This is a genomic window from Cupriavidus nantongensis, from assembly GCF_041726985.1.
In the GTDB taxonomy this organism is placed as follows: Bacteria; Pseudomonadota; Gammaproteobacteria; order Burkholderiales; family Burkholderiaceae; genus Cupriavidus; species Cupriavidus nantongensis_A.
The window spans coordinates 2,449,108-2,469,825 of record NZ_CP168302.1 but is presented as its reverse complement, the minus strand read 5'-3'; the positions used below and the strand labels follow the sequence as shown (position 1 = coordinate 2,469,825).

14 protein-coding genes are annotated in these 20,718 nt (G+C 62.8%); 6 read left to right on the top strand and 8 right to left on the bottom strand.

The features are described from left to right. Positions 1 to 32: 32 nt before the first annotated feature. The 3 genes from ACEI37_RS10810 to ACEI37_RS10800 all read right to left on the bottom strand — a co-directional run bounded on the left by ACEI37_RS10810 (position 33) and on the right by ACEI37_RS10800 (position 2,908). Positions 33 to 1,268 carry a YbfB/YjiJ family MFS transporter gene (locus ACEI37_RS10810; RefSeq protein ID WP_373376700.1) on the bottom strand — a complete coding sequence of 412 codons (1,236 nt, stop codon included), beginning with the start codon at positions 1,266 to 1,268 and terminating at the stop codon, positions 33 to 35. A 155-nt stretch (positions 1,269 to 1,423) separates the two neighbouring features. Beyond that, a complete protein-coding gene (locus ACEI37_RS10805; protein WP_373376699.1) occupies positions 1,424 to 2,032 on the bottom strand; it encodes a TetR/AcrR family transcriptional regulator in 609 nt (202 codons plus the stop codon). 249 nt (positions 2,033 to 2,281) lie between these two features. After that, complete coding sequence (locus ACEI37_RS10800; RefSeq protein WP_373376698.1) at positions 2,282 to 2,908, bottom strand: DUF3304 domain-containing protein; 627 nt, start codon at positions 2,906 to 2,908, stop codon at positions 2,282 to 2,284. Positions 2,909 to 3,217: 309 nt separating this feature from the next. Between ACEI37_RS10800 and ACEI37_RS10795 the strand changes: the two genes are divergently transcribed. Then, positions 3,218 to 3,409 carry a hypothetical protein gene (locus ACEI37_RS10795; protein ID WP_373376697.1) on the top strand — a complete coding sequence of 64 codons (192 nt, stop codon included), beginning with the start codon at positions 3,218 to 3,220 and terminating at the stop codon, positions 3,407 to 3,409. A 187-nt stretch (positions 3,410 to 3,596) separates the two neighbouring features. On the opposite strand, the gene ACEI37_RS10790 is transcribed toward ACEI37_RS10795, so the two are convergent. The 5 genes from ACEI37_RS10790 to ACEI37_RS10770 all read right to left on the bottom strand — a co-directional run bounded on the left by ACEI37_RS10790 (position 3,597) and on the right by ACEI37_RS10770 (position 12,652). Beyond that, on the bottom strand, positions 3,597 to 3,878 hold the full coding sequence (locus tag ACEI37_RS10790; protein WP_373376696.1) for a hypothetical protein: 282 nt from the start codon (positions 3,876 to 3,878) through the stop codon (positions 3,597 to 3,599). Between the two features lie 108 nt (positions 3,879 to 3,986). Continuing rightward, complete coding sequence (locus ACEI37_RS10785) at positions 3,987 to 5,351, bottom strand: T6SS immunity protein Tli4 family protein (protein ID WP_373376695.1); 1,365 nt, start codon at positions 5,349 to 5,351, stop codon at positions 3,987 to 3,989. A gap of 9 nt (positions 5,352 to 5,360) precedes the next feature. Further along, positions 5,361 to 8,366, bottom strand: coding sequence for a phospholipase (locus ACEI37_RS10780; RefSeq protein WP_373376694.1), 3,006 nt, complete (start codon positions 8,364 to 8,366; stop codon positions 5,361 to 5,363). 5 nt (positions 8,367 to 8,371) lie between these two features. Further along, complete coding sequence (locus ACEI37_RS10775) at positions 8,372 to 11,668, bottom strand: type VI secretion system Vgr family protein (RefSeq protein WP_373376693.1); 3,297 nt, start codon at positions 11,666 to 11,668, stop codon at positions 8,372 to 8,374. Between the two features lie 150 nt (positions 11,669 to 11,818). Further along, positions 11,819 to 12,652, bottom strand: a complete 834-nt coding sequence (locus tag ACEI37_RS10770) for a hypothetical protein (protein ID WP_373376692.1) — start codon at positions 12,650 to 12,652, stop codon at positions 11,819 to 11,821. 277 nt (positions 12,653 to 12,929) lie between these two features. Here ACEI37_RS10770 and ACEI37_RS10765 point away from each other — a divergent pair, with 277 nt between their 5' ends. From ACEI37_RS10765 to tagF, 5 genes are all read left to right on the top strand, one after another. After that, positions 12,930 to 13,787 carry a M15 family metallopeptidase gene (locus ACEI37_RS10765; protein WP_373376691.1) on the top strand — a complete coding sequence of 286 codons (858 nt, stop codon included), beginning with the start codon at positions 12,930 to 12,932 and terminating at the stop codon, positions 13,785 to 13,787. 87 nt (positions 13,788 to 13,874) lie between these two features. Further along, positions 13,875 to 14,144: a PAAR domain-containing protein gene (locus ACEI37_RS10760; protein ID WP_373376690.1), complete on the top strand. Its 270-nt coding sequence runs from the start codon at positions 13,875 to 13,877 to the stop codon at positions 14,142 to 14,144. A 58-nt stretch (positions 14,145 to 14,202) separates the two neighbouring features. Further along, positions 14,203 to 15,696 (top strand): hypothetical protein, encoded by a 1,494-nt coding sequence (locus ACEI37_RS10755; protein ID WP_373376689.1) that lies wholly within the window; start codon positions 14,203 to 14,205, stop codon positions 15,694 to 15,696. A 60-nt stretch (positions 15,697 to 15,756) separates the two neighbouring features. Continuing rightward, complete coding sequence (gene tssM, locus ACEI37_RS10750; RefSeq protein WP_373376688.1) at positions 15,757 to 19,707, top strand: type VI secretion system membrane subunit TssM; 3,951 nt, start codon at positions 15,757 to 15,759, stop codon at positions 19,705 to 19,707. After that, positions 19,704 to 20,693, top strand: coding sequence for a type VI secretion system-associated protein TagF (gene tagF / locus ACEI37_RS10745; protein WP_373376687.1), 990 nt, complete (start codon positions 19,704 to 19,706; stop codon positions 20,691 to 20,693). Before tssM ends, tagF begins: the two co-directional genes overlap by 4 nt. Positions 20,694 to 20,718 lie beyond the last annotated feature (25 nt).

The following is a 20,718-nucleotide window of genomic DNA, read 5'->3' as shown; positions in this document are numbered from 1 at the left end:
AGGCCGATGCCGGCGTTGCTGCAGGCGGCGGCTCACCGCCCTGCATGGCGCTCCGCAACCCATCCCAGGACCAGTGCCAGTGCCACAGCTACCGCACCACAGCCGAAGATCAGCGTGTAGCTCTCATGCGAATGCGCAAACAACCAGGCATAGCCATATCCCGCCAGCGCCTGGAACAACGCAAAGGCACTGGTGGCATGGCTCCACGCCGCGCGCTGCGCGGCCGCGTCATGCGGCAGGATTTCCTGGATAGCGCCGAGGCCCAGCGGCGCAATCCCCGGCGTAAAGGCACCGAGCACCACCGCGGCCACGCCGATCGCCAGCGGATGGCCCGACAGCGCCAGCGCTGCCGTCGCCAGCCCCTGCAACAGCAACGCGCCACGATAAGCGGCACCAAAGCCCACCCGGTCTCCGGCGAACCCACAAACCAGCGGCCCCGCAATCGCGCCGATGCCGTACAGCACCCAGTAAGACGCCCCCACGCTGCTGCCGCGGCCCAGCCCCCGCGCCACCAGATCCACCAGCAGCAGCATGGCCGGCACCAGCCCGAAGGCATTGATCGCGTACTGGGCGTAAAGCAGGCGCAGCTTGCGGCGGGCAGCCGGCAAGATCGCAGCCGACGCGTTTGCCGCCGTGCCCGCGCTCGCCGCGGCTTGCGGCAACTGGCCTGGCCAGCCGAACCAGCTCAACGCCGTCAGCGCCAACGACAGCGCACCCAATCCCAGCCACGTCTCACGCAAGCCGAATTCCAGCAGGCTCGGCACCAGCGTGCCGGAAGCCGCGATGCCCAGGCCGAGCCCCAGAAAGATGGTTCCCATCACCAGGCCGCGGCGCGGCACGGGGATATGCGGCAGGATCGACGTCGCCACCAGCACCATGATGCCGCCGCCTGCCAGCCCGGAAGCAAAGCGCCACGCAAAGAACCACGCCACCGACAACGGCCACGCGCAAGCAAAGAACGCCACCGTCGCCGCCAGCATCAAGCCGCGCAATACCGTCCGGTTCGACCAGACGGACACCAGCGGCCGCCCCAGCAACGCGCCGGCGAGATAGCCGGCAAAATTCGCCGCACCCAGCGTCACGGTCTGCGCCGCCGGAAACCAGTTTGCCTGGATCAGCGGAGGGACCAGCGTGGTATAGGCGAAGCGCGCAAGGCCGATCGCCACGAGGCTGGCGCAAAGGCCAGAAAATGCCGCGTAGAGGTCGCGGAGGCTTAGCGGTGCTGCAGGCATGGCGCACGACGGCGGTGCAGGGATTGGGCGAGACATGGTGTTCTCCAGTGACCGCTTGCCTTGCAGCAGGCAAGACGGGGCCGTCGGCCCCGGTGCATGGGGCCGTAAAAAAGGATGCAGTTCACCGGCACACGGCCCGGGCCGCGTACTTGGCCTCTACGGAGGAAGAGTCAGGAAAAGGCTGGGAATGTTCAGCCGGTGCCGGCGCCGAGCGGCGGCAACCCCAGCAAAGCCAGCGTCGGCCGCACCGCGCCTTCCAGCAGCTCGCGCTCGGGCGCGGCACGTGCCAACACGCGCATGCCGAGCAGGACGGCCAGCAATTGCGCGGAAACCTCGTCTGCAGAGAGGGCCGCATCCGCCTCGCCCGCCTGCTGGGCAGCGGCAAACTGACCGCGGAAAAAATCACGGATTTCGGCGAAGGCATTCGCCACGATCTGCTGCAGGTCCGGGGATTCCGGCGTGACCTCAAGCGCCGTGTTCACCAGCAGGCAGCCACGGTGCAGCGGATCGGCGAGCGATCGCTCGATACTTTCAGAGAAATAAGCCGAGATCGCGGCTGCCGGCGGCAACGCCGCCCCCAGCCTTGCCATACGCTCACGCACCGTACCGTCGAGATAGCCCTCCAACGCCGCCAGGAACAGCGACCGCTTGTCGCCGAAGGCGTTGTACAGGCTGGGCTGGGTCATGCCCATCGCGCTGGTCAAATCGCGGGTGGAGGTGGCTTCGTAGCCGCGGGCCCAGAAGGCGTCAAGGGCGGCGGTCAGGGCGGCCTGTTCGTTGAACTTGCGGGGGCGGGCCATAGGGTTGGGGGTTTTGTATCGATTGGTATGGAATGGGATTATAGAGCGGTTGATACAAAACGCAAGGGAGCTCTAAGGGACGGGAAATGGTTGCCGGCCCGCTATGGGATGCCGACGAGCTCGGGCATCGGCGGAGTCGTGGGCCGCAGGCGGATGCTCTTGAGCAAGGCATCTAGCCGCGGGCGGGCAGCGAACAGCGCGCGTGGCGGTATTAAAACTGAGTTCATACCAGCCGGGCTGAAACGCTACTCATTGTCGCGCCTTCGGGTACAAGGGCAGTTGCTCTTGCTGAAGTACTTGAGGGTCATCGGGATTTGCCTGAAGCACACGGTGTGCCTCTCGCGACCGGGCATGGGCTTCGACCTCGCTTGCAGCACCACGCCACGGCTCGAAATGGAAGTCCGAGGGCTTAACTGGATAGTCGGGACCGGGATAGTCGCGGTGGCCGGACATTAAATTCGAGACAACAATTCTGATCTTCCCTTTAGGTAGGAAATGAACCTGAACCGTGCCAGGCTCGTAATATTTCTCGATTGGCACAATTGCCTCATGCCACGTCTCCTCAGCCTCCGCGCCCGTCGCATTCGGATCCGAACTCGAGGTGGTCCACCGGACCTTGGCAGACAAGCCTTGATGCCACTTCCTTGGGTAGGTAACGCAACAAACAAAACCTCCCCCTCCGCCATATGCGAAGGAATTACCTCCCCACGCATCGTCGATATAGAATTGATGAATATAGTCAGGCGTATGATTGTAGGCAGTTATGCTGGACGCAGCCATGTCATCCTGCAATCCCTCGCTCTTGCTGCAGGCGGTAACCAGCATGCTTAATGCTGCCAGGACAATTGCCGTTATTATTGCTTGCTTTTGCTTCATGTTACTTTCCGCTCTTCCATCCTAGCATTACACGCACCTGTTTCTGTGCTGATCTCACCATGCTACCGGACTCATGGCGGCACGACCGGTACTCTTCCCTTCCAACACATTCCACAAATTGTCGGACCATTGCGCCATGCATTCCTTAAGACTGTCGCCACTAGCCACCTGTTTCCAGGTATCCGCGAGTTCTGGCAGTCGAAAGAGGGTCTAGGTACAGGTAAGGCTTAGCACTATGAACGGCAGCCGGTCTGCCGGCTGCCTTATGCCCAGTGTTGTGGAGCGATCGAGATAGCTCATCAGCGCTGCATGGAACTTGGCCCGCTGATCAACGGGAACCAATTCAGGTGTCGTGTCCAGAAGGAAGCTGAACATCGTGTCGGCCTCGCTGACCTCCAGCATTGCAGCGAACTGGCCGCGGGTCAGATGCAGAAATTCGTGCTGATCGGTGATTTCGTCGCTGCATTAAAAATCCATCGTCCCAAGCATTCGCGATGGTGAAGGAGTTCCTATCAGAGATGCCTTCGCGATTGAGGCTAGCCCAACTTCGTTGGTATGGCGTTTGCCCGCGTGATTCGCACCAGCTCAACGTCATTGCCGCCCTTCCAACAGGCTCGCCGGCATCACTGTGAACCGCAATCCAAATGCCGACTTCAATAAGGTATCAGGACGTCCCACAAAACTTCCACTATTGCAGCCCCACCAACTCCGGCATCGGTGGAGTTGTGGGCCGCAGGCGGATGCTCTTGAGCAAGGCATCCAGCCGCGGGCGGGACTGCTCATAGGGTGGCGCGTCCATCTTCAGTTTGGGGTAGGAGGCACGGGCTGCGGACTCCATCACCACCTCAATGGTCGGCAGGATTTGCGATCCAGCCCACCCGGCGTATCCCGTGTAGACGTGATAGCCTTCGCGCGGTGGTTGGCCTAGGCGTTTGGCTTCTACCACGATGCCGCCCTGCTCGGAGTTCAATGCACCGATCTTCGCGGGACGAGGACCAAGGCGCTCAAAACGCAAGGGTGGGAGGCCCCTTCAGCTTCCCTACCAAAGCCCGCGTTCAAAGCGAGCCACGATCGGCCATCATTTCCCCGACTTACTTCGATCTGCCGGCGTGGCATTTGTGGGGCGAATATGAAAGCTTTCTAGTAGAGCATCATAGCGAGACTGCGCCTCTTGATATGGCGGTGGATCGGCCTGCAGCTTCTGGTAACGCCTCCGCAATACGGACTCCATTTCTACTTCGATGCCTGATAGCAATTGAGAACCCGGGCGGCCGCCGTATCCCGTATAGACGTAATAACCTTCCCACACATTCCCTGCTTCAGTCGACTTCATTACGATTCCGCCCTGTTCGGCGGACAAGGCGCCGATCTTTGCTGAACGAGGGCCAAGCCGCTGCGTTACCGTCACCCCGTCGGGAAGACGAGCAAATAATCCCGTAGCTGAACGCCCACCAGCCTTGATCAGGGTGCTCAGCGAAACCTGCCCGGCCGGTATGGTTTCAAAATTTGCGGTATAGATTAAGGCCGGGTCCTCCGAGAATCGGAATGAAGCAGAAATCTTGTGTGCAGATCGTCCGTCATCCTTTATGAAAGCATAGGGTAAACATAGCCCAGGGTCTCGTGGAATCTCGTGCAGTTGACGCGCGCGCAACCGGCTAACCACATCTTTGATTGATGCCTCCGCCTTCGCCCATTCGATGTCACTTGGAGCAGTGGGTTCAGCGAGGCCCAATAACATGGCTTTGAAAACAACAATGTGTTCATCCAGGGTTACGGCACCTCGGATCAATGTATTACTGGCCTTGGTATCCGATCGGAATGCAGTCGCATTTGGCACTCCGAGTTCGATTTTCGGTTGATATCGATCCGCCTTGATATCTGCAATACTCCGTTCGGTCGCCCTTCTTTCCGATTCCATGGAAGCTATCGTTTCAGCAGTAGCCAGAGATTTATTGCCCCGAATCAATTTCTCTTCTCCCAGCTGGTCTTCAAGTTGACGCTGAAGTCCAGCCAGGGAGTGGGAATTCATACGATCTCTATATCCCAATATACTTTGACGCAACGCTGCCGTAGTCGGACCAAAGATTGCCAATGAAATGCGCAACCCCTGGCTCACAAACTCGATACTCCCTCTGCCCGTTCCATCATCAAAACGACCATATAATGAATCGAAGGCATCATCATTCTCCCGTAGCTTTGTCGGCACTGCCCACGCGAAACTTTTCCCTGCCCCTGCATTAAAAACCCATCGCCCGAGGCATTCGCTAGCCGAGGGGATTCGGCTCGACGATTCCTTCTCGATCGAAGCAAGCGCAACTTCGTTGGCAAGATTGTCTTGCTCAGTGCCTCGATCCGATCTACGTCCTTCGATAGTACGCCCGTTGTCTTGCCCACATGCAGCGATCAAGAGCAAGAAGAGCGCAACGACCTTTCCTTTCACCATACAATATAATCAAGCAACATTATTCAAGTCAGCATCACGCTCTGGCCCGCCTACTGCGCCAGTTGCGCCGGCCTTTGCGATGGCTGTTCCATCCGCATCTGATCGATCCGGTCCAACGGCCAGCGCAGTCAAATTCATGCCAGAGAAATTGTTCTCACCCTCGGTCCACCGTGTGGGCAACGATACTATGAATCCTTCCACTCCCACGGGGGCAGATTCGGGGAGCACTTTGTTTGCACCCCATCCATGCTCATGTTCCTTGCCGCCACTCCAAAACTGCTCATTGAACGGCATAAATCCTGACATGCCGTTACTTTCCTCTCTCCACGTTGGCCATATAGAGCTAGCGCTATCGATGGATGGCAGGAACTTGAACGCTGCGCTATAGGCTTTTGCATTTTTCGCAGCGAGCCTTTGGATTGCCAATATTGTGTCGGGAGCAGAAGGTTTATCAATACAGCTAACAAGCTGGTTTGCAGGCACACCGCCGTCGAGTCCGAAGTGCTTCCGCCATAGCGCCCTTCTTAAGGACCCAGCAAATGTACCGACACTTTGCTCCTTCTTTCCATCCAACGACTTCTTATCGGAACCATCATCATGGATTACGACTGCCAACTCAGAATCCCGCCCGCCCAACTGACTTCGATCGTTGATGTTCGCGCTACCCAGAACCACGGCCCGATCATCTGCGATAAGCAACTTGCTATGCACGTAGATCTGCTCGGTAACTGGCCTCCCCGCTAGCAACGTCCAGTTTCTTAGATTCAAGAGAGTCAGATATTTCCTCCAACTAGCATCAGGGATCTCGCGCTGCAAAACACCAACCGGTACACTATTCGCTCGCTGCAAGGCTTTTTGCCATGGCAGTTTTTCATTACGCAAATATATTCTTGCCAACAATGCACGCCGGATTCGATTAATGAGGCTATGACTCCCAAAAACCAGGGATTGCATCGTAAGATACTGTTGAGTCATAATGTTTATCGTATCCAGCGTACCCTCAGGATGAACTGGAAGAACTAGATATGCGTGAAAGGGCAAATCGTCGCGAATTGCTCGAGATATGCGCTCGCCCAATGATTCACAAATTGGATTTTCCAAACTCCGTTGACTCGGACCCAAGACGCGTGAGCCAGCAATTTGCGTCTGAGTAGCCATCATTCTCTTCAGATCAGCGACAAAGTATTTTCCGCCTTTCTTATCGCGCCGGATGTTATCAACTTGACTCCAGCGTATATATCTAGCAAATTCACTCGGGTGCTTATCATTAATACCGAGTTGCACGGCATATCGCTTGTAGGCCAGTGAGCTACGGACATCCATCAGCGCGTGCATTGGACCGGACGTAGGCATGGCATCAGTGCGAACCGCGTTGCCAATGAGCTCATCCCCGTGTTCACTTTGAAAAAACTGTCCTTCAATGTATACGAAATGAACGGCTTCCCGAATGTTCTTTACCATCGCACTGAGACAGCTGCTCTCGCATAGAGTAGGTTGCGTCGTATCGAGCTCCGCTACTGCCTCCGCTTTTTTCATCTTCAATGGTGCACTCCTAACAACCTGCACCCAGCATGAACCCGATTGCTCCTTACTCCGGACAGGCCGATGTGCGCTCGCAATCCTGGGAACTTTCAGCGGCCCCGTAATCCCGAGTTGCCTGAGAAGCGGGAGCGCGACCTTTCCGTCCGCATCTTCATACTGCTTCGCAATTCCGTTCCAACGGCGAATGAAGTTTCGGCTAAGATCAAATACAGAAGGCCCCGAAATTCGGCAATGCACGTCATGCCAAGGCATGCGCGGTTGACTATTGACATCGTGGCAACTTCCCCCTGCGGGGAGGGTCTTCTTTAGCTTCAAAAGGTTGGGATAGCGCGATTTCCTTTGGCTACCCGCCATCTGCAAGGCAAGTATAATACGTATGGAAAAGGCATGAATGGTTTGTGCGGTAGATTCAAGCAATCCTGGTGGCAGGCTCTCTAATGAGGCGCCATTTAGCCATGCCATCAAAGCTTGGGATGAGCTCTTCAATTGAGCACCACCGAAGTCGCGTGCCTGCCCAATTGCCTGCTGCAGTTCTGCGCCTAGCTTTTGATATGCCCATTTACTGAGATCGTTGGCACCATCTTGCACGGCATCTATCGCTTTATCCTGTGCTTGACGAATAAAGTCCGGAATGACATCGGACTCACTCCACCAGTCGATAAACTTTCCGCCGATATCCTTTATTTTTCCCGTAACGACGTCAATCAAATCGAGTGTGCCAGCAATCTCCTTGACAGGTGCGGAAAAAATAAACTGAGCGACTCGCCCAAGTTTTGTGTCGAAGCATGCGGCCAATAGCTCGGCTCTAGTCAAATAGGCGGTCTGTTCAACACGGGTAAGCGCGTGAATTGGCGGTATGCATGCGTTGTAGAATTCATTTCCGCTACGACCTTCGGCCTTTAAGGAACAGCGACCATCATCACGTCGTCCATATGCCAAGTCCAGCCCCCCGACAAAAGCAGTCCGGTTGTCAATAACGACAAGTTTCTGGTGGTGCGAAAAAGCGATTCCAAGTGCGCCAGGTTGGTCGCATTGAGACACTGCTGGCAAGACGAAGGCCCGAGGTACGGTTAGCCCCGCATTCAGTTGAATAACCGCAAGGGCCGTTTCCAGATCACCGGTGTCGACCCCGATCTTCGGCGACATCCAGGGCATTACATAGACATAAACACCCGGATTTTTGTCAATTGCACCCCTGAGACAGTCCCAGAGCGTTTTCGACCCTGTCAAAAGGACATCATAATTAACCTGCCATCCGGCAATAAATATACTTGCAGTGGCATTCTCGATCGCTGCGGCCACATCCTTGAAATACTCAACACCATTAACGTAGTGTTTTAATGCATTTCCCTTCTGTGGCGTGGAGAAAGCTTTTCCGTCGAGAACAAAGCATCCCGGAATTGAATCAGCCGTCTTTGCAGGTTTGCCCTCGCTCGTCAGTACTTGAAGAATCTGCTTTTCGGACGCACCCATAATTTCTATTTTTTTAAGTTGCGGTAGAGTTCTTTAGGGCCAGCGATATCGAACGCTTGCTTAGCGTAGTCCAGACGCTCCTCAATTTGGCTATCGGACAGAGTTGCCGGCGTATCTGTACTGAAATCCGCGGCATTTAGTGCATGGCGGGCGGAATCAACGTCATCCCATTCGTCTTCCCAGGCGACGCCTAGGCGAACAGTCTGCCCCGGATATACCACCCAGACATTCTCCGGATTCGCACAATATGCACGTGCCAAAGCATCTTGTTGCGAAGCATTGATTTGCAGATATCCATCCGCATCAGTTTCACCTGATGCAATAAGAGCGTCTTCGTCTATTAGCCCCAAACCCAGCGGCGCTTCACCAACCGCGATCTTCCACGGTGCAAATGCCAAGGGATGGCCACCAGGACCCGGAGTATTTGCCAATCGCATCTTGAATTCCATTGGCCGATACGCCATGGGGGCTTGCGGGAAAGCAGGAAGGGGGTAGGAGTTTCTCACCGCCCCCTCAAACTTCCTCTGCGCCGCCTTATAAGTAATCGCCCCCGGACACTCCACCGTAATATTCCCGCCCTCGATCAATATCGACGCCCCGCCCGCCGTGGCAATGCGGATCCGTTTCGCCGCGGCGAAATCCACGTTCATGTTGGCCGACACCACGGTCAAATCATCCCGTGCCGCCAGCTTCAGCAGATCGTGCTGCGCCTGGATATCGATATCATCCTGCCCCGCCGTCAGCTGCAGGCCGATATTGTTGTCCCCCGCTCCCGACAAACCCGCCGCCACGCCGATCGCCTGCCCGGCGTGCACGCGGGCCTGGCCGGCCACCGCGAAGTTGCTGTCCTGGCCGCTGGTCAGGGCCACGCTTTCGCCGTTGGCGATCTGCAGGTCCTGGCCTGCCACCATCGTCAGCCCGGCGCGGCCGTTCAGATGCACCATGGCTGCGGACTGGTGCGGAACCTTGCCGGGAGTCGTGGTGTTGCCGCTGGATGCGTCGTCCCTGGCGGTTTCCAGCGCCTGCCCGTCGACCATGCCCGACGCAGCCTGGGTCTGCTTCGGCAAGGGGGCTTCGTCATCCTTGCCGGTGGACAGCGCCTGAGTCTGGTGCGTGGTCGCGCCCTGGCTCAGGGTCTTGACGAGGCCCCCAGCCTGGCGCAGCAACGCGATGCCGGCGGCGTTATCGCCGGTGGGCAGGGTGCGGCCGGTGGCGGCGTCGCGGTAGGTGGTCAGCAAGAGCCCGGCCTGGCCGCGCACGGCGGCGTGGCCGTCGGTGCGCAGCTCGAACCCCTGGCCGCGGAAGCTGCCGCGGCGGTTGTCCTGCTGATGGATCACGTGGCCAAGATTGAGCTGGGTCGACTGCAGCGTGGTGGCCAGTTGCGTGCGCAACTGGCCGTCGCTGTCGTCCAGCACCAGTTGGTTGTAGCCCTTGCCGCCGTGTTCCTGGCTCTTGAAACCCGTCAGCGCCGCGGCATTGCGGTGGCCGTCGGGCTGCATGCCCAGGCCGTGCCAGGCGGGGCTGTTGCCGCCAGCGAGGTTGCCTTGCGCGCTGGGTGCGCTGTCCGTGCCCTGTGCGTACAGGGCCTGGCTGTCGCTGCCCGCCGCGGCGCTCTTGCCGCCGGGCGAGGGCGCGTGGCCTGCTTCGCCCTGGCCGTTGTACAGCGCGCCAATGACGAAAGGCTGGTCGATGTCGTCGTCGGCGAACTTGACCAGCACTTCTTGCCCGATGCGCGGTAACCACTGCCAGCCCATGCCGGCGCCGGCCTGGCGCTGTGCGACGCGGATCCAGCGGCTGCTGCGATCGTCGGCGCGCTCACCGCGCTGCCAGTGGAAGCGCACGCGGATCTCGCCGGCGGGGCTGGCGTGGTGTTCGGCGTTGCCCTCGGTCTGGAACTGGCCATCAGGCCCGACGACGATTGCGCTATGTACTCCCAGCGGCATGGCGCGGCTGTATAGACGCGGACAATCGACGTCGAGGACGCAAGCGCGCCAGGGGCGGCGGGCGTCGATGGCGCGAAAGATAGCGGCATAGCCCTGTTCGCGCGCCGCCGTCTGCAGCGCTTGCGTGGGAACCAGCCGCACGGGCGCTTGATCCGGCAGCACGCCCAGCAGGCCGGGCGTGGCCTCTGCGGCGTCCGGTGCGGCCGGGGGTTCGTCGAAACACAAAGCTGCCTCGAGCGGTCCCATGCGATCAGCCAGCGCCGCGCGTGTGTCGGCCGCCAGGTTGTTGATGCCGCAATGCTCCACCGCATCGAGCAGCAGCGGGTACCCTGCCGCATCGTCTTCTTGCTGCGGCAAGTGAGGGCAACCAATGACGGTCAGGCGCATCCCGCTGCGCAGCGTGCGCACGGACGCCCGGCCGGTGAACAGCAGTGCGCGGGCCTCGACGGCTTCGATCACCTGCTCGGCAACACGCTGCGCGCTCGCGGCGTCCGGCGCCAATGACAGGCTGACGGACAGGTACGGATCCGGGCTGACCGCCCGGCCCGCATTGCCAACATAACGTGCCGGCGCGTGGCCGCGGATCGCACGCTTGGCCTCCGGGTCCCATGCCGTCACGGCAACGCCGCCCACAGTCGCGCGAGTCTCGCACGCCAGCTGCTGGATGGCATCGGCCGATTCCTGGCTGTGCGCGCGATGGAAGCGGATGCCGCCACCTGCCGCAGATTCTTCGTCTTCCGGCAACTGCGCGCTGTCGGCGAAGATCACCACGGCATGCCCGCTGGGCGCTTCCTCGTCTTCCACGACGGTATAGCCCAGGCCGGCCTCGGCCAGCAGGCGCGACAGGAACTCGTGGTCGGTCTCCCGGAACTGCGCGACATGGGCACGCTCGCCGATGGCGGCGATGCGCGCTTCGGCGCCGGCCGCGTAGCGCCATTGCGCGTGCGGCGCATAGGGCTGCAGCACGGTCTCGATGATGCTGTCGAGCTTGCGGTTCTGGAACACCTGGCTGTTGCGCTGCTGCGTGGTCAGCCACAGCCACGGCACCACGGTCAGGCGATAACGCGCCAGGCTGCCGTCGGCGCCGAGCTTCTCGGCCTGCCGGATCAGGCCGGTGCGGCGCGACTGGCCGCCGCCGGCGAGCGTGGTCAGCAGCGTGACACGTTGGCCAAGCAGGCTGTCCAGTGCGATATCGGCGTTGGCACTGACCGCGACGATACGCGACTCGGCCAGCGCGGACACGCCTTCGCGGCCGATCCAGGCCTCGACGGCGAGTTCGCCCAGCGCGCCTTCACCTTCCAGCGCATACAGGCGGTGCGCCGCGCTGAAAAGATGTTGGTAAAGAGTGGTTACATCCATTCGCTGTCCGTTCGTGCAGCCGCAACTGCTTCAGGGGCCGACATGCCGGCCGGTCCACCGTTGCCGGTGCCGCCTAGATTGCAAGCACGGTGTGGCGCATGCCGGGCCGCCACACCGATTCTCTGCCATGCGATCGAACCGTCGCGAGGTTCAGTTGCGCGCCTTGGTGGTAGAGCGCGTGCTGGCCGTCGCCGTGCTGATCGGCTTGCCCTCGGGTTGGGACAGCAGCGCCGCCAGGACTTCGGCATCTGGGTCAGCCGTCGTGGCGGAGGATTTGCGACGTGTTGTTTTCGGCTTGGCCGATGTGTTGGCCTTGGCGACGGTCTTCTTGTCTTTGCTGTTCGCAGCGGTACTGGCGGTGCTTTTTTCCACCGGCGTCGTCTTCGACGTGGCTGTCTTTTTGGTATTTTTGCTGACTTCAGCGGTCTTGGGCCTGGTTCCGGCTGGCTGGGTACCGAGAGACGTCAGCGCGGCCAGCGTGGTCGCACCCGCGACGGCACCTGCGGCAACCGCTGCGCCGTCGACCTTGCCGAGTCGATCCAGCGCAGGGTCGCTGTTATCGGCATCGACGATGGTTGCGGCCTGTGGCTGAGAATTCTCGGCAACCGATTGGGCGGATTCCGCCGACGCGGCGGAAGTGACCGGCGCCGATGCGGGCGCATTGTCGGCCAGCGTCTGCCCGCCGGCCGCAGCTACACCAGTGCCAGGCTGTGCAGGGACCGCCGGACTGCCCGCCTGTATCGATACGGGCGCATCGGCGCCCTGGTCCAGCCATAGCCAGCCGGCCACAGCCGTAGCGGCAACAGCGACCAGGCCGGCTCCCAGGTAGCGCCCGGCCGGCTTCCTGGCCGGAGCCTTGGCCGCCATCGGCACGCGGCCTTCCAGGCTGGCCAGGATGCGGGTCTGCCCGGCGGCGCCGGCGTCAGGCTCGCTGCCGAAGAGCGTTGGTGGCCCTGACGGCTTCACATCGTCGCTATTGCTCATCTGTCATCAAGAAATTTGAAATAAAATGCGCGGCGGACGCTACCGGCCGGATTTACAATTACCGGCCCGTTGTGTCATATACGGCAGATTCGATCATTTTGGCCTTAGACTCCCGGATTCTACGGCTGGCATCGTCGAAAGACAAACCCGATACGGGGGACATCACCCCGGATTGAGATCAAATCGAATACAGATGTAAAAAATACTGAATATGCTCGGCACCCTTGCGGAGGTTTCGCCGCCGGGGCGCAGCCCCAGCCCGGTCAAGCAGGTAAGCATGGTCTTTGTCGCACTGGTCCTCTATTTCGTGTTGATGGTTGCCGCTGCTGCCGTGCTGCTCCTTCCCGCAGTACGGCAGCGCTGCTTTGCGGTAGCGCGCTCGCAGTGGCGCCGCGTGAGCACCAGCGCAGCGTCGGCGGGTTCGCAATCGGCCAGTTCGATCCGCCACTCCGTGGGCAGCGCCACCACGACACTGGCTTCAGCCCGTGACTTCCTGGCCAAGCGCCGCGCGCTGGTGCTGGCGGCGGCTGGAGTGGTAACGCTGCCGCCGGTGCTGGCGCTGGCGTTGCGTCACCGGCAGGTCTTCCAGTTCGAGGACGATGACGGTGTGCGCGAGCCGGATCCGCAGATCGCTGCGCTGCTCAACGGCGAGCGGCTGGTGCCGCCGCCACCGCTGCCGCCGGAGGTGTTCACCACGCGCGAGGTGGAACTGATCCGGCCGGCGATCCGCGAGGCCAGCCGGGATTGGGAGCAACTGGATGCCGAATTCCGGCAGCGGCTGCTGCTGGTCTACAAGATCATGCGCGACGAGCACGGCTATGAGATGGCGCTGCTGGAGGGATACCGCAGCCCGGAGCGGCAGGCCAAGCTCGCCGCGATGGGCAGCCATGTGACGCAGGCCGGCGCCTACCACAGCTACCACCAGTTCGGGCTGGCCGCGGACAGTGCCTTCTACCGCGACGGCAAGCTGGTGATCAGCGAGAAAGACCCGTGGGCGATGCGCGGCTACGAGCTGTATGGCCGCGCCGCCGAGTCAGCCGGCCTGGTCTGGGGCGGCCGCTGGAAGATGATGGATCTCGGGCACGTCGAGCTGCGACGCCCGGGAGTGCTGGGCAAGCGGCCGGCACAGCAATAAGGTGCAATCGCCCCGCATGCGCGGGGCTGGCAGGAACATGGATACAGGGCCGGCAGCAGCTAACCGGCGCAATTTGGGGAGAGCGAAGTGTCACGTCCTTTCATTCTGCTGGGCGACAAGACCGACCACGGCGGCGTGGTGATCACCGCCTCGGGCAACACCAGCACCAACGGCAAGGGCATTGCGTGCGTGGGGGATCGTGTCACGTGCCCTCGCTCAGGCCATGGCGGCACCACCGTCATCGTCACCGGCGACCCCAACGTGATCATCGACGGCCGTGCCGCCGCGCGGCACGGCGACAAGACCGCTTGTGGCGCAACCTTGCTGTCCAGCCAGGGCGTGACCGGCAGCGCATGAAGTCCCGGCAACGAACGGCCGTTTCAAACGCCCTTCCGCCGCTTCTCGACACGAAACCATGTTTCCAAGACTGATCAAGTCCACGCTGATCCTGTTCGCGGTGTTCGCCGTGGTGTGGGTCGCGACCATCGCCTGGTGGCAGTCGATCAACCGGATGCCGACCACCACGGATATCGTCACGCACATGGTGCTGATGCCGGCGGGCATGGTGGCGGCCTACCTGGTCATCAAGCGCGCCCTGGACGGCATCCGCACCAATGTCGCGGCCGCCAGCCAAACACCCGCCACTGCGGCACCCGGAGAAGCCGGCAATGCCGTGGAGGGGGCGCAGGTGGAGCCCAACGATCCCACCCGTGCCTGGCGCGCGGCGCTGCTGGCCACCGCCGTGCGCACGCCCGCTGGCAACGCGCCCGATGCGCTGGCGGAAGCCGCCAAGGCCGGCAACCGGCCTGGCCTGGTTGCGATGGATGGCTTGCCCGCACCTGTCTTTGCCGCCCAGGTCGAGTCGCTCGATATCGAAAGCCTGCGCACGGAATTCGCCGCGCGCACGCCTGATCTGGTCTGGGACGACGAAGCCCTGCGCGCGCTCGCGCTGGCGGCCGAGGTCACCGACGAGCTCGCCATGCAGGCGGCGGTCTTCGCGCCAGGCGGCCACGACATGGCCGTGCCGGACAGCACCGCGCCGCTGGTAGCCACCCTGCTGCTCCCACGCGGCTGGCCGGAACCGCGCCAGGCCGCGGCAGGCGACTGGTTGCGCGAGCGCTTGTCCCAGTACTGGCCAGCGGCGCGCCTCACGCTCGAGGCCACGGCCGCGCGCGGCGACGGCGATGCCCTGCTGTTGCTGGATCGCGCCACCCAGGCCGTGAACCGCCCGGTCGACGGCCAGCCCGCGCTACGCTTGCTGGTGGCCGCCGATTCGCTGATCGGCGCCAATGCCGTCGAAGCGCTGGAACAGGAAGACCAGCTGTTCAGTGCGCGCTGCCCGCATGGGCGGACTCCGGGCGAGGCCGCCGCCGGCGTGCTGCTGGGCGCGCACCACCCTACCGCCGGCGCGGCCAAGACCGGCACGGACGAGGATGCCGACGCCGAAGGCAATAGCGCACCGATCCTCGTTACGCGCACGGCAATGGCCCGCCTGGAAGCGCCTACGGCAGACCGCGGCCAGCCACAGCTCGAGGCACTGGCCCAGGCCGTCGCCCAGGCGCTCGAGACCATTGCCGGCAAGGCCGAAGCCGTGCCCCAGGAGGCAGCAGACACCGCGCCGCAGTCCGACGACGCCCCGGCGGCAGTGGCAACCATCGTCACAGACACCGGCGTCCACCCCGTGCGCACCGTCGAGATCGCCCAGGTCGTCAGCACCCGTTTCCCCACACTGGACCCCGTTGCCGACCTGCTGGCGCTGGGCCTGCCGTGCGGCTACGCCGGCGCCGCCAGTGCGCTGCTGCCAGTGGTCGTGGCCCATCAGCTGGCGCTCGATGGCGGCCGGCCCGTGCTGGCACTGAGCGCCGGCGACGCGCAGCAGCGTGGCGCCGTCGCAATCCTGCCGGCGTGATCCAGCGCCTCACCCGAACCGCGCCCCCGAATCCCGTATTGCTCCCGAGCCAAAGGCAACATGCATCGCATCCTTAACTTCCTGACCCACACACGCACGCTGTCGGTATTCGGCGTGGTCGTGCTGACCGTCTTCCTGTTGCTGATGGCGCAGACTTTAGAAATCGGGCTGGCCTGGGTCGCCATGGTCCTGGGTGTGTTGTTGCTGGCGTGGCTGGCCACCTACCTGTGGAAGCGCTGGCGCGCGCGCCGCGCCAGCGGCAAGCTCGAAGGCATCCTCGAGCAGCAGGCCGACATGGCCGCCAAGGCCGCGCCGCCCGACAAGCGCGACGAGGTCGAGGCGCTGCGCACGCGCCTGGCCAGCGCCGTGAAGACCATCAAGACCTCGAAGCTGGGCCAGATGTCGGGGAGCGAGGCACTCTACGAGCTGCCCTGGTACATCGTGATCGGCAACCCGGCGGCGGGCAAGAGCACGGCCGTGTTGAACTCCGGCCTGCAGTTTCCGTTCGCCGACAAGAACAGCGCCGTGATCCACGGCATTGGCGGCACGCGCAACTGCGACTGGTTCTTCACCACCGAAGGCATCCTGCTCGATACCGCTGGCCGCTATGCCGTGCATGAGGAAGACCGGCGCGAATGGCTGGGCTTCCTGGACCTGCTCAAGCGCTATCGGCCCAAGGCACCAATCAACGGCATCGTGGTCACGGTCAGCATTCCGGAACTGACGCAGAACCGGCCCGAGTTCGCCATCAACCTGGCCAAGAACCTGCGCCAGCGCGTGCAGGAACTGACCGAGCGTCTGGAGGTATTCGCGCCGGTCTACGTGATGTTCACCAAGGCCGACCTGATCACCGGCTTTACCGAATTCTTCGGCGACAACGAGAAGCAGGAACGCGACCGCGTCTGGGGCGCCACCCTGCCCTTCGCTCCGGAAGAGCGCCGCGACGTCGCCTCCGTATTCGACCAGCGCTTCGACGAGCTGTGCGACGGCCTGAAGGAGATCAGCGTGGCGCAGATCGCGCAGCACCGCAACGGCAAGCTGTCGCCGGGGCTGCTGAGCTTTCCGCTGGAGTTCGCCTCGATCAAGCCCACGCTGCGCGCCTTCCTGGTCACGCTGTTCGACGAGAACCCGTTCCAGTACAAGCCCGTGTTCCGCGGCTTCTACTTCACCAGCGCGGTACAGGAGGCCAGCACCACCAGCGTGTCGGCCGAGCGCATCGCGCGCCGTTTCGGGCTGAAGCTGGAAGGCGTGGCCGGCAACCGCGAGGTGTTCTCGAAAAACGGCTTCTTCCTGCGCGACCTGTTCTCCAAGGTGATCTTTGCCGACCGTCGTACCGTGCGGCAGTTTGCCAGCCCCGCCAAGACGCGGCTGCGCTTTGCCACGTTCTTCGGGTTGGTGCTGGTGCTGGGCCTGCTGTTGGGTGGCTGGACCTGGTCGTTTCTCGGCAACCGGCAACTGACCGCCAACGTGCAGGCGGACCTGGACAAGATCGTCAAGATGCAGCAGAACCGCGTCGACCTGCAGGCGCGGCTGGAAGCGCTGGACATCCTGCAGGACCGCATCGAACAGCTGGAGCGCTTCCGCGCCGACCATCCGCTGGCGCTGTCGCTGGGCCTGTACCAGGGCGACACGCTGCAGCACAAGCTGCTGGACGAGTACTACAACGGCTTGCGCCAGGTGATGCTGAAACCGGTCGGCGGCGCCATCGAGACCTTCCTCGCTGAAGTCAACGCGCATCCCGAGCAGCTCGCGCCGATGGTGCGCCCGCCTGAAACCGGCGCCGTGGCGGCGGCGTCGCTGCCATCGGCAGCACCGGCTTCCGCCCCCGCTGCAGCGACAACCGCCGCAGCGCCTGCTGCGGGCAAGCGCTACACCGACGCCTCGCCCACCAACGTGGAAGACGCGTACAACGCGCTCAAGACCTACCTGATGCTGGCCGACAAGCGCCATGTCGAGGTCGCGCACCTGACCGACCAGATGACGCGCTTCTGGCGCGGCTGGCTCGAAGACAACCGCGGCAACATGCCCCGCGAACAGCTGATCCGTTCGGCGGAGCGCAACCTGTCGTTCTTCCTGGCCCGCGTCAATGACGACAACTGGCCGCTGCTCGAAGGCAACCTGTCGCTGATCGACCAGTCCCGCGAGAACCTGCGCCGCGTGGTGCGCGGCATGCCCGCGCGTGAGCGCGCCTATGCCGAGATCAAGGCCCGCGCCTCCACCCGTTTCGCTCCGATGACTGTCGCCCGCATCGTGGGAGACACCGGCGCCTCCGTGGTCGCCGGCAGCTACGCCGTGCCCGGCACCTTCACGCGCGAGGCCTGGCTTGGCTACGTGCAGCCTGCGATCCGCGAGGCCGCCAGCAAGGAACTGCAGAGCAAGGACTGGGTGCTCAATGTCGCCGCGCGTGATGACTTGACCCTGGAAGGCAGCCCCGAGCAGATCCAGAAGACGCTGGTCACGATGTACAAGACCGAATACGCGCGGGAATGGCAGCGCTTCATGCAGGGCGTGACCATCCAGGATTTCGGCAGCTTCGAGCAGGCCGTGGCCAGCATGAACCTGCTGGGCGACCCGGCCAACTCGCCGATCCGCAAGGTGCTGGACACCGCGTATGAGCAGACCTCGTGGGACAACCCCTCGCTGCTGAATGCGGGCCTGAAGCAGGCCAAGTCCGGCATGCTCGACTGGATCAAGCGCCTGATCTCGCGCGGCACGCCCTCGCAGGTCAGCGTCAATGTCGATGTCAGCGGCGCCAATACCGCGGCCGGAACCATCCCGATGGGTCCGGTCGGCAAGGAGTTCTCCGGCCTGGCGCGCATCGTCGTCATGCATGACAACAACTCGATGCTGCGCGGTTATATGGAGTCGCTGTCGAAGGTCCGCACGCGCTTCAACCAGCTCAAGAACCAGGGCGATCCCGGCCCTGGCGCGCGCCAGCTGATGCAGCAGACGCTGGACGGCAATGGCTCGGAGCTGGCCGATGCGCTGAAGTATGTCGACGAGCAGATGATGACCGGCCTCACCGACAGCCAGCGCCAGGCGCTGCGGCCGCTGCTGGTGCGCCCGCTGCTGCAGTCTTACGCCGTGGTGATCCGTCCGGCCAGCGTCGAGATCAACAAGGTCTGGAACGCACAGGTGTACCAGCCGTTCAGCCAGACCCTGGCGACCAAGTATCCGTTTGCCTCGGATGCCAAGATCGAAGCCAGCGCGGCGGAGATCGGCCAGATCTTCGGGCCGGAGGGCGCCATTGCCAAGTTCACCACTGCCACCATCGGCCCGCTGTCGGTGCGCCGCGGCGACATGCTGGCCGCGCGCACCTGGGGCGACCTGGGCCTGACGCTGGCGCCGGAGTTCACCACCAACTTCACGCGCTGGGTGGCGCCGCTGACCGGCGGCGCGGCCGGCGGCAGTGGCGGCGCCACCGCCGCGGCAGCGCAGCAGACCGTGTTCCAGGTCCTGCCGACGCCCGCGACCGGCACCACCGAGTACACCATCGAGATCGATGGCCAACAGCTGCGTTATCGCAATACGCCGGCGCAATGGGCCAACTTCGTCTGGCCTAACCCGCAGGGTTCGCCCGGCGCGAAGATCACGGCGACGACGTTCGACGGCCGCTCTATCGAGCTGCTCAACGAGCCCGGGCGCTTCGGCCTGGAGCGCCTGATCGCCACGGCCGCCCGCAAGCGCCGCCCGGATGGCGCCTTCGACCTGACCTGGAGCCGCGACAACATCGCGGTCAGCGTGGCATTGCGCATCATCAGCAGCCCGCAGACCGCCGGCAACGCCAGCGCATCCGACTCGCCGCAGAGCCAGGGCCTGCGCGGCCTGCGCCTGCCGACCGCGATCGCCGACGCCAATGCGCCGCTCAATACCGCGACGCCGCCGGCCGCTTCACCGTCGACTTCGCCAGCAGCGGCGCCGTCCGCCCCGCCTGCCCCGAACCCGCAGGCCAGCACGCCGGGCAGCGCGCAGACCTCGGCACAAGTCAATCAAGGAGGTACGGCGCAATGAGCCAGCCGACCCAATTGCAGCTGTCCTATTTCGGCAAGCTCCCGTCCCGCGGCGACTTCGTCAAAAGCGCCAATAACACCCAGTTGCTCGATACGCTGGACCGCTGGCTTGCGCAAGGCATGGAACTGCTGGCCGAAGACCCGGCCTGGAAGGCTTGCTATGACGCGTGGAAGCCGATGCACTTCGCCTTCCTGGGCTCGCAAAGCAAGTTGGCGATCGCCGGAGCGCTGATGGCCAGCAGCGACCTGTCGTCGCGGCGCTTCCCGTTCCTGACGGCTGCGGCGATGGAGGTGGAGCGTCCCCTGCAATTCATCGCGCGCAGCCCGCTGGCTCTGGCCCGTCTGTGGACGCGCGCCGGGCAGCAGATGCATGCGCTCGCACAGGCATCCGATGCCACCGAAGGCCTGCAGCAGCTGGCCCAGTCCCAGTTGGGCGTGGAAACCGGCGCCGGCGCCCAGACCCACGACGCAAGCTTTGCCGACTTCATCGACTTCCAGACCGTGGCCGGCCTGGAGCACATGCTGGCCGGCCAAGGCCAGCATGTGCGCTTGCGCCGCACGCTGCTGGCGCTCGGCATCCTGCTGCAGCCGCTGATGTCGTCCGGCTCCTCGCACCTGGAAAAAGGCCTGACCCTGCCGCTGCCCGCCGATCCGCTGTACCGCAGCCTGGTGGCGAGCTTCTGGCTGGAACTGGTGTCGCGCTTCCTGCACCGCGCCGATTTCGAACTGTCGATCTTCCTGGGGCAGATCGGCGGCAACGAGCGGCTGGTGATCGGCTTCAACGGCGCCTCGTCACGCACGCTGCACGGCGTGATCTCGCCGCTGGCCTATGCCGAGCAGAACATCAATATCGATGACCCGGAATGGGTCGAGCAACACGTCAACGGAGACTACGGCATGGCCAAGTTCGTCAGCTACATGGACCAGCCGCAGCTGTCGCTGCGCCTGGCGCTCGACACCTTCCGTGAAGTCCTTGCCGGGGAATGAGCATGGGTGTCAATGCAGTACGCAA

Coding starts and splice junctions, on each gene's coding strand:
- ACEI37_RS10810 (WP_373376700.1), bottom strand. CDS start 1,268: ATGTCTCGCCCAATCCCTGCACCGCCGTCGTGCGCCATGCCTGCAGCA.
- ACEI37_RS10805 (WP_373376699.1), bottom strand. CDS start 2,032: ATGGCCCGCCCCCGCAAGTTCAACGAACAGGCCGCCCTGACCGCCGCC.
- ACEI37_RS10800 (WP_373376698.1), bottom strand. CDS start 2,908: ATGAAGCAAAAGCAAGCAATAATAACGGCAATTGTCCTGGCAGCATTA.
- ACEI37_RS10795 (WP_373376697.1), top strand. CDS start 3,218: ATGGAACTTGGCCCGCTGATCAACGGGAACCAATTCAGGTGTCGTGTC.
- ACEI37_RS10785 (WP_373376695.1), bottom strand. CDS start 5,351: ATGGTGAAAGGAAAGGTCGTTGCGCTCTTCTTGCTCTTGATCGCTGCA.
- ACEI37_RS10780 (WP_373376694.1), bottom strand. CDS start 8,366: ATGGGTGCGTCCGAAAAGCAGATTCTTCAAGTACTGACGAGCGAGGGC.
- ACEI37_RS10775 (WP_373376693.1), bottom strand. CDS start 11,668: ATGGATGTAACCACTCTTTACCAACATCTTTTCAGCGCGGCGCACCGC.
- ACEI37_RS10770 (WP_373376692.1), bottom strand. CDS start 12,652: ATGAGCAATAGCGACGATGTGAAGCCGTCAGGGCCACCAACGCTCTTC.
- ACEI37_RS10765 (WP_373376691.1), top strand. CDS start 12,930: ATGGTCTTTGTCGCACTGGTCCTCTATTTCGTGTTGATGGTTGCCGCT.
- ACEI37_RS10755 (WP_373376689.1), top strand. CDS start 14,203: ATGTTTCCAAGACTGATCAAGTCCACGCTGATCCTGTTCGCGGTGTTC.
- tssM (WP_373376688.1), top strand. CDS start 15,757: ATGCATCGCATCCTTAACTTCCTGACCCACACACGCACGCTGTCGGTA.
- tagF (WP_373376687.1), top strand. CDS start 19,704: ATGAGCCAGCCGACCCAATTGCAGCTGTCCTATTTCGGCAAGCTCCCG.